Raw genomic sequence first — 18,064 nt, forward strand, 5'->3', positions numbered from 1 at the left:
CCGTTTGGGTGCAGTATGGGCGTATCTGCTCGTGCCCATCCGGGTCGCACCCGACGACAGGGGGTCGTCATGGTCGAGGAAGCACTGACCGCCGTCATCCTGGCGGGCGCGGCCGGCGGGGCGTACCTCGCGGCCGCCGCCAGGGTCGTCAAACAGTACGAGCAGGGCGTCGTCCTGCGGCTCGGGCGGTTGCGCAGCCGGGTGCGGGGCCCGGGGCTGACGATGATCGTCCCCTTCATCGACCGCATGCGGAAGGTGAGCATGCAGATCGTGACGATGCCGGTCCCCGCCCAGGACGGCATCACCCGGGACAACGTCACCGTGCGGGTCGACGCGGTGATCTACTTCAAGGTCGTCGATCCGGTCGACGCCGTCATCCGCGTCGAGGACTACCGGTTCGCGGTCTCGCAGATCGCGCAGACGTCGCTGCGTTCGATCATCGGCAAGAGCGAGCTGGACGACCTGCTCTCCAACCGCGAGAAGCTGAACGAGGGACTGGAGCTGATGATCGACAGTCCGGCGGTCGAGTGGGGCGTGACCATCGACCGGGTGGAGATCAAGGACGTGTCCCTGCCGGAGACGATGAAGCGCTCCATGGCCCGGCAGGCGGAGGCCGACCGTGAGCGCCGGGCCCGGTTGATCAACGCGGACGCCGAGTTCCAGGCGTCGAAGAAGCTGTCGGAGGCGGCCCGCGAGATGGCCGACACGCCGTCCGCGCTCCAGCTGAGGCTGCTGCAGACGGTCATGGCGGTCGCGGCCGAGAAGAACTCGACCCTCGTGCTGCCGATCCCGGTGGAGCTGCTGCGGTTCCTGGAGCGGTCCGCCGAGCGGGCGGAGTACGAGACCGGGGGGCACGGACGGGACCGGGACCACGGGGGCCGGGACCGGGGCGACGGGGACGGCGGCCCCGGGCAGGTCGGTGCCGCGCGGGGCGAGGGCGCGCAGGCGCGGGACGGCGTCGAGGCGGGTGGCGGCGAGCGCGGCCCGTCGACCCTGGGACCGGCGGGGCGCGAACCGTCCGGGCTGGACCCGGCCGGGTGGGAGTCCGCCGCGCACCCCTTGGGGCGGCGGCCGGACCACGGCCACCGCGAGGTCCCCGCGACGCACGTGGCGCACCCCGCCCACCCGGTGCCGCCCCTGCGGATCCGGGACGAGGACGCCGGCACGGCCGGGTGCCTCTGACACCCGTCAGGACGGGGCCGGCTGGGTGCCTCGGACGGCGGGCAGCGCGGGGGTGGGCGGGACCACGCCGGGGGGCGCTGCGCGGGGCCGACGGGCGTCTGTGGAGGCGGCACGGCGGGGCCGGCGGGGTGCCTCGGACGGCGGCAGCGTGGGGCCCGCCGGCCTCTCCGAGGGCGTCACCCCGGGACCGGCGGGGCGAGGCCGGAGGCTCGCACCGCGGAAGTCGGTCGGCGGGCGCCTCTGAAGGCGGCAGCGCGGGGTCGGCGGGGCACCCCTGACCCGCCTCGCCGGTGGGCGCCCCGACGGAGGCACAGCGAGGCCGCGCGGCGGGTTGCCCCCTGCCGGCCGGGCCCGGACCCCACGACGCCGCTGCGCCGCCCCCGGGGGGCGGCGCAGCGGCGGTCGTCGTGCGCTCCCGCGACGGCGGGCGCATCACCCGCCCGGGAGGGCGGGAGGTCAGGCCGTGAGGCGGGCCAGGGCCTCCTCGACCGTCAGCTCCTCGCGCTCACCGGTGCGGCGGTCCTTGAGCTCGACGACGCCCTCGCCCGAGCGGCGGCCGGCGACGAGGATCTGCGGCACGCCCAGCAGCTCGGCGTCGGTGAACTTCACGCCCGGCGACACCCCGGCGCGGTCGTCGACGAGGACGCGCAGCCCGGCCTCGCCGAGCTTCTCGGAGACCTCCAGGGCCAGCTCGGTCTGGAGGGCCTTGCCGGCGGCGACGACGTGGACGTCGGCCGGGGCGATCTCCCGGGGCCAGCACAGGCCCTTGTCGTCGGCGGTCTGCTCGGCGAGGGCCGCCACCGCGCGGGAGACGCCGACGCCGTACGAGCCCATGGTGACGCGGACCGGCTTGCCGTTCTGGCCGAGGACGTCCAGCTGGAAGGCGTCGGTGTACTTGCGGCCGAGCTGGAAGATGTGGCCGATCTCGATGGCACGGTCCAGCTTCAGGCCGGCGCCGCACTGCGGGCAGGGGTCGCCGTCCTCGACCACGACGACGTCCAGGTACTGGTCGACCTCGAAGTCCCGCCCGACGACGACGTTCCTCGCGTGCGTGTCGGGCTTGTTGGCACCGGTGACCCAGGCCGTGCCGGGGGCGACGCGCGGGTCGGCGAGGTACCGGACCTTGTCCAGCCCCTGCGGGCCGACGTAGCCGCGGACCAGGTCGGGGCGGCCCGTGAAGTCCTCGGCGGTGACCATCTCGACGACGGCCGGGGCGAGGTGGTCCTCCAGCTTGCCGAGGTCGACCTCGCGGTCGCCGGGCACGCCCACGGCCACGATCTCGCCGTCCACCTTCACCAGCAGGTTCTTCAGCGTCGCCGACGCCGGCACGCCCAGGTGCTCGGCGAGGGTCTCGATGGTCGGCGTGTCCGGGGTGTCGAGCTCCTCGACGGGGCCGTGCGCCGAGCCGTCGGCCGGCTCGCCGCCCGCGAAGGTCACGGCCTCGGTGTTGGCGGCGTAGTCACAGGACGGGCAGTGGACGAAGGTGTCCTCGCCCGCCGCGGCGGGGGCCAGGAACTCCTCCGACGCCGAGCCGCCCATGGCGCCGGACACCGCGGAGACGATCTTGTGCCTCAGGCCGAGGCGCTCGAAGATCCGCACGTACGCCTCGCGGTGGAGGCGGTAGGACTCGGCCAGACCCTCGTCGGTGGTGTCGAAGGAGTACGAGTCCTTCATCTGGAACTCGCGGCCGCGCAGGATGCCCGAGCGCGGACGGGCCTCGTCGCGGTACTTCGTCTGGATCTGGTAGAGGATCACCGGCAGGTCCTTGTAGGACGTGCACTGGTCCTTGACCAGCTGGGTGAAGATCTCCTCGTGCGTGGGGCCGAGGAGGTAGTCGGCGCCCTTGCGGTCCTGGAGGCGGAACAGCTCCGCGCCGTACTCGTCCCAGCGGCCGGTCGCCTCGTACGGCTCCTTCGGCAGCAGCGCGGGCAGCAGGACCTCCTGGGCGCCGATGGCGTCCATCTCCTCGCGCACGACGCGGGCGACGTTCTCCAGGACCTTCTTGCCCAGCGGCAGCCAGGACCAGATGCCCGCGGCGTTGCGGCGGACGTAGCCGGCGCGGACGAGCAGCTTGTGGCTGAGCGTCTCGGCGTCCGCCGGGTCGTCGCGCAGTGTCTTGACCATCAACCGGGACATGCGCTGGACCTGGGCCATGGGGAACTCTCTCCTGCGGTCAAAAGTGTGATGGGCAGGAGGTTAGCCGGGCGGCCCCGGCGGGCGGAAATCAGTTGGTCCGGTGCGCCGTGTCCGCACGGGTCCCGGCCGGGCCGGGCCGCTCCCCCGCCGCACCGGCGCGACCAGCCCCGCGCTCAGCGCAGGCGCAGCGGCAGCCGGGCGCCCATCACCGCGTACGGCCGTGCCGCGCTGGGGAAGTGGACCTGGCGGGCGAGGTCCGTGTAGCCCAGGGAGCGGTAGAGCCGGCGGGCGGGGCTCTCGACGTCGATGGCGGAGAGGATGGAGCGGGGCTCGTCGGCCGTACCGGTGATGGTGGTGATCAGCTCCGTGCCGATGCCCCGGCCCTGGAAGTCGGGGTGGACGTGCAGTTCGGTGATGACGAAGGCGTCGTCGAGCCAGAACTCGCCGCCCTCGCGGACCAGGTAGGGCTGGACGACCGTCGACCACCAGTGGACGCGGTCGTTGGGCATCCCGTACACGAAGCCGACGAGACGGCCGGACGGGGTGGTCGCGCCGTACGCGCGGGCGCCGCGGCAGGCCATGTGCCGGACCACGATGTGGCGGCGCACGGCGACCTCGCCCGCGCTCAGGCCGAAGGCGACGGCCTGCACGGCCAGCGCGTCGTCCACCCGTGCGACGAGGTCGAGCGGTCCGACCACCACGGCGTCATCCATGGTCGAACCCTACGTCGCCGGGCCGCCGTCCGGACAGCGCAACCGGAAGGGCGCGGTGGGGAGGGACGGTCCGGTCAGAAGAGCACGCTCATGAACGCGCCCACCTCGCGGAAGCCGACCCGGCGGTAGGCGGCGCGGGCGGGGGCGTTGTAGTCGTTGACGTACAGGCTGACGACGGGGGCGACGTCGGCGAGGGCGTGGCGCAGGACGGCCGCCATGCCGATCTCGGACAGGCCGCGGCCGCGGTACTCGGGGTCGACCCACACGCCCTGGATCTGGCAGGCGCGGGGCGTGGCCGCGCCGATCTCGGCCTTGAAGACGACGCGGTCGTCCTCGAAGCGGGCGAAGGAGCGGCCGGCGGTGACCAGTTCGGCGACGCGCGCCTGGTAGAGCAGTCCGCCGTCCCCGGCCATGGGCGAGACGCCGACCTCCTCGGTGAACATCGCCACGCAGGCCGGCATGATCAGGTCCATCTCGTCCCTGCGGACGCGGCGGACCAGCGGGTCGGGTTCGACGTCCGGGGCGGGCCGCTCGGTGACCATGAGCGGCTGGCGCGGGCGCACGTCGCGCGCCGGGCCCCAGCTGGGTTCGAGCAGCCGCCACAGCTCGGCGGTGGCCTCCGCGGGCCCGACGATCGAGGAGCAGCGCCGCCCGGAGCGGCGGGCGCGGTCGGCGAAGGCGCGGACGGCCTCGGGGGTGGCGCAGATGGGGACGAGGTTGGCGCCGGCGTAGCACAGGGAGCGCAACCGCCCCTCGGAGTACCAGCCCCACATCTCGCCGCCGAGGCGCCACGGGTCGAGGCCGGCGGCCTGGACGCGGGCGGTGACGAACGCGTTGGCGACCGGGTCGCTCTCCAGGACGGCGAGCGCGGCGCCGAGGTCCCCGGGCTCGAGGACCCGGGTGGTGGTGTGCGTCAACACGAGGGGGCCTCACCAGTGGGTCTGTCGGTCACCGCACTGTACCCGGCGCTCCGGCGCCGTAACGGGCCCGCGGGCGGGGGAATGCCGGCGGCCCTCCGGGGGACGTCGGCGGGCCGGTGACGCCGCGCGCGGACCCCGCGCCCCGGCTGCCCTCGCGCGGGCGCGCGTGCCGGCGGTTCCGGGCGGGCCCCTGGGCCCGTTGCCCCGCGCCGGGCCGGGCCGGTGTGCCGGTTGCCGGGCGCCGTCCACGGTCCCGGGACGGCGCCCCGGGGCCGTGGACGGCGGCTCGGTCCGCGGACGGGCCGGGCCGATGACGGCCCGCACCGCAACGGCCCGGGCCCGGGGCGGCGGGGGTCAGCTGATGGAGACCTCGGGCTCGCCGGACGGCACGCCGTCCTTCTCCATCTGCTCGGCGATCTTCATCGCCTCCTCGATGAGCGTCTCCACGATCTTCGACTCGGGGACGGTCTTGATGACCTCGCCCTTGACGAAGATCTGGCCTTTGCCGTTGCCGGAGGCGACGCCGAGGTCCGCCTCGCGGGCCTCGCCCGGGCCGTTGACGACGCAGCCCATGACGGCGACGCGCAGCGGCACCTCCATGCCCTCCAGACCGGCGGTGACCTCGTCGGCGAGCTTGTACACGTCGACCTGGGCGCGGCCGCAGGACGGGCAGGAGACGATCTCCAGGCGGCGCTGGCGGAGGTTGAGGGACTCCAGGATCTGGATGCCGACCTTGACCTCCTCCGCCGGGGGCGCGGAGAGGGAGACGCGGATGGTGTCGCCGATGCCCTCGGACAGCAGTGCGCCGAAGGCGACCGCGGACTTGATGGTGCCCTGGAAGGCGGGACCGGCCTCGGTGACGCCGAGGTGCAGCGGGTAGTCGCACTGGGCGGCGAGCTGACGGTAGGCGTTGACCATCACGACCGGGTCGTTGTGCTTGACCGAGATCTTGATGTCGCGGAAGTCGTGCTCCTCGAAGAGGGACGCCTCCCACAGGGCGGACTCGACGAGCGCCTCGGGGGTGGCCTTGCCGTACTTCTGGAGGAGCCGGCGGTCGAGGGAGCCGGCGTTGACGCCGATGCGGATCGGGGTGCCGGTCTCGCGGGCCGCCTTGGCGATCTCCTTGACCTGGTCGTCGAACTGCTTGATGTTGCCGGGGTTGACCCGGACGGCCGCGCAGCCGGCGTCGATGGCGGCGAAGACGTACTTGGGCTGGAAGTGGATGTCCGCGATGACCGGGATCTGCGACTTCTTCGCGATGGTGGCGAGGGCGTCGGCGTCGTCCTGCGTGGGGCAGGCCACGCGGACGATCTGGCAGCCGGAGGCGGTCAGCTCGGCGATCTGCTGGAGCGTGGCGCCGATGTCGGAGGTCCGGGTGGTGGTCATGGACTGCACCGACACGGGTGCGTCGCCGCCGACGGCCACCGAGCCGACCTGGATCTTGCGGCTGACCCGGCGGTCGGCCAGCTTGGTCGGAACGGACGGCATGCCGAGAGAAATCGCGGTCATCTGCTGTGCAACCCCAAGGTGTGGATCGAGGTCCCGTATCGGCGGGCTCCAGGGCTTCGAGATTACAGGTGGCGTACTGCCGCCAGCACATCGCGGCGGGGCGCGCCTCCGGGTGGCGGGCGGCCGGGCGCGCCCCCCGCGCCCGGCCGTGCACCCGCCGTCCGCCCGTCCGTCGACGGCCGGACACCCGGCGGGGTGCCAAGGCAGTGCCCTGCCGAGCCGGTCGGACCCGGGGCGCCCGGCGGGCACCCCGGTCCGGTCCGACCGGACGAGGCACTCCCTAGGAGATCTTCACCGGGTTCACGATGTCGGCGAGCAGCACGAGCACCGTGAAGCAGATGAAGACGCCGGCGACGACGTACGCGACCGGCATGAGCTTCGCGACGTCGAACGGGCCCGGGTCGGGGCGCCGGAAGAGCCGCGCGACGTGACGGCGCACGGACTCCCACAGGGCGCCGGCGATGTGGCCGCCGTCCAGGGGGAGCAGGGGCAGCATGTTGAAGAGGAACAGCGAGAGGTTGAAGGTCGCCAGCACCAGCAGGAAGGACGCGACGATGTTCTGCGTCGGCACGTCGAGGTTCATCACCTCACCGCTGATGCGGGCGGCGCCCACGATCCCGACCGGGGAGTCGGCCTTGCGCTCGCCGTCGCCGAACGTCGCGTTCCACAGGTCGGGGATCTTGCCGGGGAGCGCGATCACGGCGTGGACGCCGTCCTCGATCATGTCGCCCATGCGGTCCACCGACTCGCCGAAGCCGAGCGGGACGATCTCCGTCTTGGCGGCGAAGCCGAGGTAGCCGGCGGCGACGTACTGGCCGGGGACGGCCTCGCCGTCGGCGTCCTTGCGCACCACGAGGTTCTTCTCGAGCGTGGGGTGCAGGTCGAGCCGCTGCCCGTCGCGCTCCACGGTGACGGTGGCGGGGCCGATGGTGTCGCGGATGCGGGCGGACAGCTCGGCCCAGTCGGCGACGGGCTCGCCGTCGAAGGCCACGATGCGGTCGCCCTGGCGCAGCCCGGCGGCGTGGGCCGGGGAGGGCCGGTCGCCGGAGGCGCAGGTGTCGCGCTCCTCGCTCTGGGCGATGACGCACTTCTGCACGCCGGCGACCTCGGTGGTCTGGGTCGCGAAGCCGAAGGACATGGCGACGCCGAGGAAGATCGCGACGGCGAGGACGAGGTTCATGAACGGGCCGGCGAACATGACGATGACGCGCTTCCACGGCTTGCGCGTGTAGAAGAGCCGGTCCTCGTCGCCGGGGCGCAGCTCCTCGTACGCCGCGGAGCGGGCGTCCTCGATCATGCCGCGCCAGGGGGAGGTCGAGCGGGCCTCGACACGGCCGTCCGCGCCGGGCGGGAACATCCCGATCATGCGGATGTAGCCGCCCATCGGGATGGCCTTGATGCCGTACTCCGTCTCGCCCTTGTTCCGCGACCACAGGGTGGGGCCGAAGCCGACCATGTACTGGGGCACGCGGATGCCGAACAGCTTGGCCGTGGAGAGGTGGCCGAGCTCGTGCCAGGCGATGGAGAACAGCAGCCCCACGGCGAACAGCACGATGCCGAGGACCGTGAGAAGAACCGTCATGCGCCGACCTCCACCGTCGTCCCGGCGGCCTTCGCCGCCAGTTCCCGGGCCCTCGCACGGGCCCACGTCTCCGCTTCCAGGACGTCCGTGACCGTCAGCGGGGTTCCCGTGGCGGGCGCGCCGTGCTCGGCGACGACCTCGGTGACCGTGTCCATGATGCCGGTGAAGGGGAGCCGGCCGGCGAGGAAGGCGTCGACGCACTCCTCGTTGGCGGCGTTGAAGACGGCCGGGGCGGTGCCGCCGAGCTCCCCGACGTGCCGGGCGAGGCCGACGGACGGGAACGCCTCGGTGTCGAGCGGGAAGAACTCCCAGGTGGACGCCGTGGACCAGTCGAAGGCGGGGGCCGCGTCGGGGACGCGCTGGGGCCAGCCGAGGCCGATCGCGATGGGGCCGCGCATGTCGGGCGGCGTGGCCTGGGCGAGGGTGGAGCCGTCGGTGAACTCCACCATCGAGTGCACGTACGACTGGGGGTGGACGACGACCTCGATGCGGTCGAAGGGGATGTCGTAGAGCAGGTGGGCCTCGATGACCTCCAGGCCCTTGTTGACGAGCGTGGCGCTGTTGACGGTGATCACCGGGCCCATCGCCCAGGTGGGGTGGGCCAGCGCGTCGTCGCGGGTGACGCCGGCCAGCTCGGCGCGGGTGCGGCCGCGGAAGGGGCCCCCGGAGGCGGTGACGACGAGCTTGCGGACGTCCGCGCGGGTACCGGCGGCCAGCGCCTGGAAGAGCGCGGCGTGCTCGGAGTCGACCGGGATGATCTGGCCCGGCTTCGCGAGGGCCTTCACCAGCGGGCCGCCGACGATGAGGGACTCCTTGTTGGCGAGGGCCAGGGTGCGGCCCGCCCGGAGCGCGGCGAGCGTCGGCGCCAGGCCGATGGAGCCGGTGACGCCGTTGAGCACGGTGTGGCAGTCGGAGGCCGCGAGCTGGGTGGCGGCGTCCGGCCCCGCGACGATCTCCGGCAGCGGCTCGGAGCCGTACAGCGCCCGCAGCGCCTCCCGCAGCGCGGGGACCGCGTCCTCGCGGGCCACGGCCACCGTGCGGACCCGCAGCCGGTGCGCCTGCTCGGCGAGGAGGCCGACCCTGCCGCCCGCGGCGGACAGCGCGGTCACGCGGAACCGGTCGGGGTTGCGCAGGGCCAGGTCGATGGCCTGGGTACCGATGGACCCCGTGGAGCCGAGGACGACGACGTCCCGGCGGCCTTCGGCCGGATCGAAGGCGATGTGCGGGTCGGCGAGGGGTGCTGGACTGTCGCTCATGCCCCCCATTCTTGCCGCATCCGCCCCGGCGTTTGACCGGGTCCCCCGGCGGCATCCCCCGGAGGGTCCCACTCCGCTCCGTCCTCCGCTCCGTCCCGCGCCCCGTCGCGGGTGGCGTCGGGGGCGGTGCCCTCCCCGGCGTCGCGGGGGCCCTCCCCGGCGTCGCGGAACCGGGCGAACGCCTTGGTGGCGCGGTAGCCGGGTCGGCCGGACGGTCGAAGTCCCCGTGGCCGGCGGCGGCGTGCGTGGGCGGGAACCGGGCCCGGGTGGCGCGGTCGCGGCGGTGGACGTCGGCCGAGGCGGCGGGGCATGTCGGGCCGCCGGTGACGTGCCAGGCGCCGGGGGTCCGCTCCACCGCGTAGCCGCGGGCGGTCAGACCCGCGGCGAACCCCTCGGAGGCGAGGGGCGCATGAGGTGGCGGTGCCGTCGGCCGCGGCGGCCGGGAACAGTGCGCGGGCCGTGACGGACCCGGAGCCGGTATGACGGTGACGGTCACGGCGCCCCCTCCTGCCGGGCGGGGCGGGAGGGGCGCCGGACGCCTCAGGTGGTGGTCGGCGCCCGGTGGGAGGCGCCGCACGGGGGTGTCGCGGCACCGTCGCCGCGCAGGTGGTGCGGGGCGACACGTCGGAACCGCTTCACTCGGCGCGCCGGTCCGGGGAACATGTCCGCGGACACCAGGGCCGGGGCCGCGCGGCTGTTCGGGGGACGCGGCCGGGTCACGCCATCCGGGGGGATGCCATGGAGACAGCCGTACGCGCGGGGACGACGGGCGGGGGACGCGGGGTGCTGGAGGGGGCGTTCGCCCTGCTGGAGGCCCTGCGGCAGCACGGCGACGAGGCGGGGGTGACCGAGCTGGCGGTCGCGTGCGGCCTGCCGAAGAGCACGGCGCACCGGTTGCTGGAGCAGTTGGTGGCCCTTCAGGCCGTCGAGCGCCGCGGTCTGCGCTACCGGCTGGGCGCCCAGCTGTACCGGCTCGGCCAGGCGTGGCAGCCGCACCCGGGGCTGCGGGCGGCGGGGCGCCTGCCGCTGCACCGGTTGCGGGCCGCCACGGGAGGGAGCGTGCTGCTGTCGGTGCTGCGTGAGGACCGGGCCCTGACGGTGTGCTCGGTCCCGGGCCGGGTGGAGCCGCTGGTGCCGGTCCGTGACGGCGGGGCGTTCGCGCTGGACACGGCGCTGGGCAAGGCGTTGCGCGGCCCGGTGCGTGGCGGCGCCGTCCTGGACCGGGAGGAGGTGGTGGCGGGGGTCTGCTGCGCCGCCCTGCCGGTGCGGTCCCCGTCGGGGACCGTGGTGGGGGCGGTGGCCGCGATGGTCGAGGCGGGGCAGCGGCTGGAGGTGGTGGCGGGCCGGGTCGCCGAGGCGTCCGCCGCCGTCACCCGCGCGCTGGTCCGGTCGGGGATCGAGGTGCGGCCGTGAGGGCGCGTCCGGCCGCGTTCCGCTGAGTGGAACGCGCGTGGAGCCGGGGCGGTGGCGGCGGGCAGGGTGGAGGCGTGCCGGGGGAAGGCACGGGCCCCGCGGGACGACGCGGGGCCACCACACCGGAGGGGGAACCAACCATGCGTGGAATCGTTCGAGTGGCCGCGGCCGCCCTCGTCTCGCTCGCCGGCGTCGCCGGCTTCGCCGGGACCGCACAGGCCGAGCCGGTCGACTACGTCCGCATCGAGCTGCTGCAGCTGACCTGCCACCAGCAGAGCGAGGGCGATCACGACGAGGCCTACCTGAAGGTCACCGACGCCAACGGCAACGCCGTCAAGGTGTGGCCCGGGAGCCTCAAGTACCAGACGATGGGCCCGGGTTACGTGCGGTCGATGACCGACGGGAACGGCAACGCCGCCCTCGTCCTCGGCAAGCAGCAGGCCCGCACCATGACGCTGTGGGACGACGACACGACGAGCAGCGACGACAAGCTGGGCTCGACGCTCGTCACCGGCAGCGAGGCGGGCGCCGAGACCCAGTACCGCTCGTTGGAGGGGTCCGGCGGCGTCTACACCATCGCCTACCGGGTCATCGACATCTGACGGTCCCGGCGCCCCGCGCGCCGGTCCGCCGGGCTGGTGCCGCGCACCCGCCCGGCGGCGCACCGCACGCCGCGCCCGCGCCCCGTCAGCGGATGGGGCGGTGGACGTTCTCCCGGGTCGACGGGCCGGGGGTGGCGTCGGCGATCCACGGGCCGTCACCGCTGGGGTCGAGGACGCCCTCCTCCAGCCAGGTGTACCGGCCGGCGAGGACGCCCTTGACGATCCGGCCGTCCAGGTCGTCGGTGTTGGCCCACAGCCGGCCGAAGAGCTCCTCCACCCGCAGCCGGGACTGGCGGCAGAAGGCGTCGGCCAGCTCGTACGCCGCGCGTCCGTCGTCGCCGGTGGTGCGCAGCAGTTCGGCGCGCACGCAGGCGGCGCTCATGGCGAACAGTTCGGCGCCGATGTCGACGACGCGCCCGAGGAAGCCCTGCTTCGTCTCCATGCGGCCCTGCCAGCGGGACATCGCGTAGAAGGTGGAGCGGGCCAGCTTGCGGGAGGTGCGCTCGACGTAGCGCAGGTGGGTGGAGAGGTCGGCGTGACCCGTGTGGCGGAACTCGCCGTACGCACCGGGCAGCCGGCCCGGTCCCGTGACGAGCTTGGGCAGCCAGCGGGCGTAGAAGACGCCGGCCTGGGCGCCCGCCCTGGCCTTGTCACCGAGGGTCTTGTCGGGGTCGATGATGTCGCCGGCGACGGCGAGGTGGGCGTCGACGGCCTCGCGGGCGATCAGCAGGTGCATGATCTCCGTCGAGCCCTCGAAGATCCGGTTGATGCGCAGGTCGCGCAGGAGCTGTTCGGCGGGGACCGCGCGTTCGCCCCGGGCGGCCAGGGACTCGGCGGTCTCGTAGCCGCGGCCGCCGCGGATCTGGACGAGCTCGTCGGCGATGAGCCAGGCCATCTCGGAGCCGTACAGCTTGGCGAGGGCGGCTTCGATGCGGATGTCGTTGCGGTCCTCGTCGGCCATCTGGCTGGCGAGGTCGACGACGGCCTCCAGGGCGAAGGTGGTGGCGGCGATGAAGGAGATCTTCGCGCCGACGGCCTCGTGCCGGGCGACCGGCTTGCCCCACTGCTCGCGCACGGAGGACCACTCGCGGGCGATCTTCAGGCACCACTTGCCGGCGCCCACGCACATCGCGGGCAGGGAGAGGCGCCCGGTGTTCAGGGTGGTGAGGGCGATCTTCAGGCCGGCGCCCTCGGGGCCGATGCGGTTGGCGGCGGGGACGCGGACCCGGTGGAAGCGGGTGACGCCGTTCTCCAGGCCGCGCAGGCCCATGAAGGCGTTGCGGTGCTCGACGGTGACGCCCTCGGAGCCGGCCTCGACGATGAACGCCGTGATGCCGCCCTTGTGGCCCTCGGACCTCGGGACGCGGGCCATGACGACCATCAGGTCGGCGACGACGCCGTTGGTGGTCCACAGCTTCACGCCGTCGATGACGTACGCGTCGCCGTCGGGCACGGCGGTGGTGGCCAGGCGGGCGGGGTCGGAGCCGACGTCGGGCTCGGTGAGGAGGAAGGCGGAGAGGTCGGTGCGGGCCAGGCGCGGGAGGTACGTCTCCTTCTGCTCCGGCGTGCCGAACTGTTTGAGCGGCTGCGGTAGGCCGATCGACTGGTGTGCCGAGAGCAGGGCGCCGACGGCGGGGCTGACGGACCCGACGAGGGCGAGGGCCTTGTTGTAGTACACCTGGGTGAGACCGAGGCCGCCGTACTTGGTGTCGATCTTCATGCCGAGCGCGCCGAGCTCCTTGAGGCCGTCGACGACGGCGTCGGGAATGCGGGCCTCGCGCTCGATCAGGGCGCCGTCGATCTTCGTCTCGCAGAAGTCGCGCAGCTTGGCGAGGAACTCCTCGCCCCGCTGGGCGTCCTCGGCGGGCGGCATGGGGTGCGGGTGGACCAGGTCGAGCCGGAAGCGGCCGAGGAACAGCTCCTTGGCGAAGCTGGGCTTGTGCCAGTCCTGCTGGCGGGCGGCCTCGGCGACCTGGCGGGCCTCGCGTTCGGAGACCTTGGGCTCGTGGTGTGGGCCGGACATGGGGGCTCACCTCACCGCGTTCGGGGGCGGCCGTCCGGTGGGCGTGCCGGACGGTGCTACCCGACCGTATTACCCGATGGCGAGGGGTACGAAAAGGCGGCCGGAGCCCCCGCACCGCGGCTTCCCCGCCCCGTCCGCGACCTGCCGGGCTCCACTGGCCCGCGCGAATGCCGAGTACATCCGCCCGCATGTTCACCCGTCCGCACGCATCCCGCCGTGCAGCCGGGCTCAGTCGGCGGACATCCGCCCCCGGCCCGGCGCCTGGGGCGACTTCGCGGCCGCCGCCTCCGCCTTGGCGTCGCTCACGGCGGCGTCGGCCTGCTTCACGGCCTCGTGGGCAGCCGTGGCGGCGTCGAACGTGACCGCCGGGCCCGCCTCCAGCGCCGGAGGCAGCCCTTCGTCCGAGGTGCCGTCGGTGTCGGCGGTCACTGCTCCCCCACTTCGTGCGGGCTGGGCAGGGCCCGCCGCCGACCGGTCACCGAACGCGCCGGTGACGGTTCGGATCGCCTCGGTCAGCTCCCCGGGGATCACCCAGAACGTGTTGTTGTCGCTGCTCGCCAGGTGCGGGAGCGTCTCGAGGTACTTGTAGGCCAGGACCTTCGCGTCGGCGTTGTTGCGATGGACGGCCTGGAAGACGAGCTCCACCGCCTTCGCCTCGCCGTCCGCCCGCAGGATCATGGCCTGCTGCGTGCCCTGCGCCTCCAGGATGTCCTTCTGCTTCGTGCCTTCCGCGGTGAGGATCTTGGCTTGTCGCTCGCCTTCGGCGTGCAGGATGGCCGCGCGCTTGTCACGCTCCGCCCGCATCTGCTTCTCCATCGCCTCCTTGATGGTGTGCGGTGGGTCGATGGCCTTGATCTCGACGCGGTTGACCCGGATGCCCCACTTGCCGGTGGCGTCGTCGAGGACGGCGCGGAGCCGCGAGTTGATCTCCTCACGGGAGGTCAGCGTCTCCTCCAGGTCCATGCTGCCGATGACGTTGCGCAGCGTGGTGACGGTGAGCTGGTCGATCGCCTGCAGGTAGTCGGCGACCTCGTAGGCCGCCGCCCGCGGGTCGGTGATCTGGTAGTAGAGCACGGTGTCGATGTTCACCACGAGGTTGTCCTCGGTGATCACCGGCCTGGGGTCGGACGAGTAGACCTGCTCGCGCACGTCGAGTTTGGTGTTGACGCGGTCCGCCACCGGCAGGACCAGGTTCAGGCCGGGCTGGAGCGTCCGGCGGTAGCGGCCGAACCTCTCGATGTTGTAGCGGCGCGCCTGCGGGACGATCCGCACGCTGGAGGCCACGAGGAAGACGACGACGATCGCCGCCACGAGGATGGGGATGACCACGGGGTCCACGGTGCCTCCACTGCCGGGTTCAGCCGTTCATGGAAGGAGCTCTCGGGGATAGACGACGGCCGTGGCGCCTTCGATCTCCATGACGTCCACCAGCGCCCCCACCGGGATCACATGGCTTTCGTCGAGGGCTCGGGCGGACCACTCCTCGCCGGAGAGCTTGACCAGGCCGCGGGTCGCGGTGACCTCCTGCACGACCTCCGCCCGCTTGCCGATCAGCGCGTCGCTGCCCTCGCGCGTGACGGACTGCTGTGCCGTGAGCCGCAGGGCGAGGGGACGGACGAGGGCGAGACCCGCTGCCGCTGCCACTCCGAAGGCGATCAGCTGGCCGAGGACACCGATGCCCACACCGGCGACCACGGCGGCGACCAGCGCGGCGCCCGCCAGCAACCCGAAGACCAGCGTCAGGGTGAAGAACTCCGCGGCACCCAGCGCCCCGGCGGCGAGCAGCCACACGAACCACGGCATCGGATCGCCCTCCTTCAAGGGGCTTCTCCCCAAGCTACTCCCAGGACCGCCGGGCTGACGGAGACGGCGGCCACGGTCCGTGATCGTCCGGGGGGGGAGCCGCCGCATCGCGCAGCCCCGCGCCCGGCCCGGGTGTCCGCCCGGCCACCGGACGCGAAAAAGGCGGCCGGAGCCCCCGCACAGTGGGCTCCGACCGCCGGCTCGGCCGAGCGGGTGACCTACAGGGCCAGGCCCGTGAGGACCAGCACCCGCTCGTACGTGTAGTCGTCCATCGCGTAGGCCACGCCCTCGCGGCCGACGCCGGACTGCTTGACGCCGCCGTAGGGCATCTGGTCGGCGCGGTACGACGGGACGTCACCGACGATCACGCCGCCGACCTCCAGCGCCCGGTGGGCGCGGAAGGCGGTCTGCATGTCGTGCGTGAAGACGCCGGCCTGGAGGCCGAACTTGGAGTCGTTGACCGCGGCGAACGCGGCGGCCTCGCCCTCCACCCGGTGGAGGGTCAGGACGGGGCCGAAGACCTCCTCGCGGGCGAGGGTCGTGTCGGCCGGGAGGTCGGCCAGCACGGTCGGGGCGTAGCTCGCGCCCTCGCGCTTGCCGCCGGTGAGGAGGGTCGCGCCGGCGGCGACGGCCTCGTCGACCCAGGACTCGACGCGCCGGGCAGCGTCCTCGCTGACCAGCGGGCCGACGTCGGTGGACTCGTCGGTCGGGTCGCCGGTGCCCTGCGCCTCGACGGCGGCGACGACCTTGGCGACGAGCCGGTCGTACACGGCGGCGTCGGCGATGACGCGCTGCACGGAGATGCAGGACTGGCCGGCCTGGTAGTTGGAGAAGGTGGCGATGCGGCCCGCCGCCCAGTCCAGGTCCTCCTCCGAGGACCAGTCGGCGAGGACGACGGCCGCGGCGTTGCCGCCCAGCTCCAGCGTGCAGTGCTTGTGCGGCACGGACCGCTGGATGGCGTAGCCGACCGTGTCGGAGCCGGTGAAGGAGATGACCGGCAGGCGCTCGTCCTGGACGAGGGCGGGCATGCGGTCGTTGGCGACCGGCAGGACGGACCAGGAGCCGGCGGGCAGGTCCGTCTCGGCCAGCAGCTCGCCGAGGACGAGCGCGGAGAGCGGGGTGGCCGGGGCGGGCTTGAGGATGATGGGCGCGCCGACGGCGAGGGCCGGGGCGACCTTGTGGGCGCAGAGGTTCAGCGGGAAGTTGAACGGCGCGATGCCGAGGACGACGCCCTTGGGGAAGCGGCGGGTCAGGGCGAGGCGGCCGGTGCCGCCGGCGTCGGTGTCGAGGCGCTGGGCCTCGCCGCCGTTGAAGCGCCGGGCCTCCTCGGCGGCGAAGCGGAAGACGGAGACGGCGCGGCCGACCTCGCCGCGGGCCCACTTGATCGGCTTGCCGTTCTCGGCGGAGATCAGCCGGGCGATCTCCTCGGTGCGCTCGGCGAGCCGCTTCGACACGTGGTCGAGGGCGGCCGCGCGGACGTGCGCGGGGGTCGCGGCGAACTCGTCGACGACGGCGTGCGCCGCGGCCACGGCCTCTTCGACCTGGGCCTCGGTGGGCACGCTCACCCGGCCGACGAGGTGGCCGTCCCAGGGGGAGGTGACGTCGAAGGTGGTCTCGCCGGTGGCCTCGCGGCCGGCGAGCCAGAAGGCGTGGGTGGCGGTCATCGCGGTCCCGGCCCTTCGCAGTAGTTGGGGGTGTTCAGCGCAGGCGCTTGCGCTCAGGGGACACCGTAGGCCGGGTGGAGGGGCCGGGGGCTTGTCCGTCGTGGAGTGGTCGGGGTGTCGGGTCCGCCGCTTCGGCAGGTGGGCCGCCGCGTTCGGCGCGGACGATCTGCCACACGCCCGCCACGACGACGGCGCCGCCCACGGCGATGGGCCAGGTCAGGGCCTCGTCGAGGACCAGCCAACCGAGGAGGACGGCGACGACGGGGTTGACGTAGGCGTAGGTGGCGACGAGGGAGAGCGGGGCGGTCTGGAGGAGCCAGGCGTACGCGGTGAAGGCGATCAGCGAGCCGAAGACGACGAGGTAGGCGAGGGCGGCCCAGGAGCGGGTGGAGACCTCCGACAGGTCGAGGCCGCGCTGCTCGCCGCGGGCCAGGCCGACCAGGGCGCAGGCGAGTCCGCCGGCCATCATCTCGTACGCGCTCGCGGTGAACGGGTTGCGGGGCATCGGGATGCGGGCGGAGGAGAAGGAGCCGGCGGACCACATGAGGGTGGCGGCGACGACCGTGAGGACACCGCCCAGGTGCACGTCGCCGCTGAGTCCCGGCAGGGTCAGGACGGCGAGCCCGGCGAGGCCGAGGAGCACGCCGGCGTACGCGCCGGCCCCGGGGCGTTCGCCGAAGACGGTGCGCAGGACGACCACCCAGGCCGGCATGACGGCGACGAGCAGGGCGGCGAGGCCGGACGGCACGGAGGTCTCGGCGAGCACGACGAGGCCGTTGCCGCCGAGGAGCAGCAGCACGCCGACGACGGCGGCGGAGGCGAGCTGCGCCCGGGTCACCCGCAGGACGGACGGGCCGTGGCGCCAGACGAGCAGCGCGGCGAGGAGGAGGCCGGCGACGACGAAGCGCGCCCCGGCGGAGAGGAAGGGCGGCAGGGTCTCCACGACGACGCGGATGCCGAGGTAGGTGGAGCCCCACACGAGGTACACGATCGCCAGCGCGGCCCAGACGCTGCCGCTGATGCGCGCGGTTGTCATGACCAGGAGACTAGGGAGTCGGTCGGCCGATCGGCAAAGAATTTGCCCGAGTTCGGGCAGCCGGCGACCGTACGGGCCGGGCCCGCACGGCCCTCCGGGGCCGCGCGGCACGCGGCGCCCCGGGGAGCTGCCCGGGGCGCGACGCCCTGGGGGCACCTCGGACCGCCTGGGGCCGCCTCCGCTCCAGGAGGGCCTCCAGGACGCCCGGGGCCGGGGCCGCGGGGG

At 73.9% G+C, this 18,064-nt stretch carries 14 protein-coding genes; 3 read left to right on the plus strand and 11 right to left on the minus strand.

Annotation, left to right across the window (positions count from 1 at the left end; all coding sequences use genetic code 11):
* Positions 1-69 precede the first annotated feature (69 nt).
* Positions 70-1,182 carry a slipin family protein gene (locus ACF053_RS28460; protein ID WP_391956624.1) on the plus strand — a complete coding sequence of 371 codons (1,113 nt, stop codon included), beginning with the start codon at positions 70-72 and terminating at the stop codon, positions 1,180-1,182.
* A gap of 456 nt (positions 1,183-1,638) precedes the next feature.
* On the opposite strand, the gene ACF053_RS28465 is transcribed toward ACF053_RS28460, so the two are convergent.
* The 6 genes from ACF053_RS28465 to dxr form a co-directional block, all read right to left on the minus strand.
* A complete protein-coding gene (locus ACF053_RS28465; RefSeq protein WP_391956625.1) occupies positions 1,639-3,336 on the minus strand; it encodes a proline--tRNA ligase in 1,698 nt (565 codons plus the stop codon).
* A 155-nt stretch (positions 3,337-3,491) separates the two neighbouring features.
* Positions 3,492-4,031 carry a GNAT family N-acetyltransferase gene (locus ACF053_RS28470; RefSeq protein WP_391956626.1) on the minus strand — a complete coding sequence of 180 codons (540 nt, stop codon included), beginning with the start codon at positions 4,029-4,031 and terminating at the stop codon, positions 3,492-3,494.
* Between the two features lie 74 nt (positions 4,032-4,105).
* On the minus strand, positions 4,106-4,951 hold the full coding sequence (locus ACF053_RS28475) for a GNAT family N-acetyltransferase (RefSeq protein WP_391956627.1): 846 nt from the start codon (positions 4,949-4,951) through the stop codon (positions 4,106-4,108).
* Between the two features lie 354 nt (positions 4,952-5,305).
* On the minus strand, positions 5,306-6,460 hold the full coding sequence (gene ispG / locus ACF053_RS28480; protein WP_391956628.1) for a flavodoxin-dependent (E)-4-hydroxy-3-methylbut-2-enyl-diphosphate synthase: 1,155 nt from the start codon (positions 6,458-6,460) through the stop codon (positions 5,306-5,308).
* A 280-nt stretch (positions 6,461-6,740) separates the two neighbouring features.
* Entirely contained in the window at positions 6,741-8,042 is a 1,302-nt protein-coding gene (locus tag ACF053_RS28485) for a M50 family metallopeptidase (RefSeq protein ID WP_391956629.1), read from the minus strand.
* Positions 8,039-9,298: a 1-deoxy-D-xylulose-5-phosphate reductoisomerase gene (dxr, locus tag ACF053_RS28490; RefSeq protein ID WP_391956630.1), complete on the minus strand. Its 1,260-nt coding sequence runs from the start codon at positions 9,296-9,298 to the stop codon at positions 8,039-8,041. The genes ACF053_RS28485 and dxr overlap by 4 nt, the downstream gene beginning before the upstream one ends.
* 738 nt (positions 9,299-10,036) lie before the next feature.
* Here dxr and ACF053_RS28495 point away from each other — a divergent pair.
* Together ACF053_RS28495 and ACF053_RS28500 are read left to right on the plus strand one after the other, a co-directional pair.
* Positions 10,037-10,711 carry an IclR family transcriptional regulator gene (locus tag ACF053_RS28495; protein WP_391956631.1) on the plus strand — a complete coding sequence of 225 codons (675 nt, stop codon included), beginning with the start codon at positions 10,037-10,039 and terminating at the stop codon, positions 10,709-10,711.
* 140 nt (positions 10,712-10,851) lie between these two features.
* The gene (locus tag ACF053_RS28500) at positions 10,852-11,313 is read left to right on the plus strand and encodes a hypothetical protein (RefSeq protein ID WP_391956632.1); all 462 of its coding nucleotides are present in this window, start codon (positions 10,852-10,854) and stop codon (positions 11,311-11,313) included.
* Between the two features lie 85 nt (positions 11,314-11,398).
* Here ACF053_RS28500 and ACF053_RS28505 read toward each other — a convergent pair whose 3' ends face one another.
* The 5 genes from ACF053_RS28505 to ACF053_RS28525 form a co-directional block, all read right to left on the minus strand.
* Positions 11,399-13,336 carry an acyl-CoA dehydrogenase family protein gene (locus ACF053_RS28505; RefSeq protein ID WP_391956633.1) on the minus strand — a complete coding sequence of 646 codons (1,938 nt, stop codon included), beginning with the start codon at positions 13,334-13,336 and terminating at the stop codon, positions 11,399-11,401.
* 228 nt (positions 13,337-13,564) lie between these two features.
* On the minus strand, positions 13,565-14,674 hold the full coding sequence (locus tag ACF053_RS28510) for an SPFH domain-containing protein (RefSeq protein WP_391956634.1): 1,110 nt from the start codon (positions 14,672-14,674) through the stop codon (positions 13,565-13,567).
* A 27-nt stretch (positions 14,675-14,701) separates the two neighbouring features.
* Positions 14,702-15,139 (minus strand): NfeD family protein, encoded by a 438-nt coding sequence (locus ACF053_RS28515; protein ID WP_391956635.1) that lies wholly within the window; start codon positions 15,137-15,139, stop codon positions 14,702-14,704.
* 218 nt (positions 15,140-15,357) lie between these two features.
* Positions 15,358-16,803, minus strand: coding sequence for an aldehyde dehydrogenase family protein (locus ACF053_RS28520; protein WP_391956636.1), 1,446 nt, complete (start codon positions 16,801-16,803; stop codon positions 15,358-15,360).
* A gap of 34 nt (positions 16,804-16,837) precedes the next feature.
* Positions 16,838-17,839 (minus strand): EamA family transporter, encoded by a 1,002-nt coding sequence (locus ACF053_RS28525; RefSeq protein WP_391956637.1) that lies wholly within the window; start codon positions 17,837-17,839, stop codon positions 16,838-16,840.
* Positions 17,840-18,064: the final 225 nt, after the last annotated feature.

Source organism: Streptomyces kanasensis (assembly GCF_043077165.1).
GTDB lineage: Bacteria > Actinomycetota > Actinomycetes > Streptomycetales > Streptomycetaceae > Streptomyces > Streptomyces changanensis.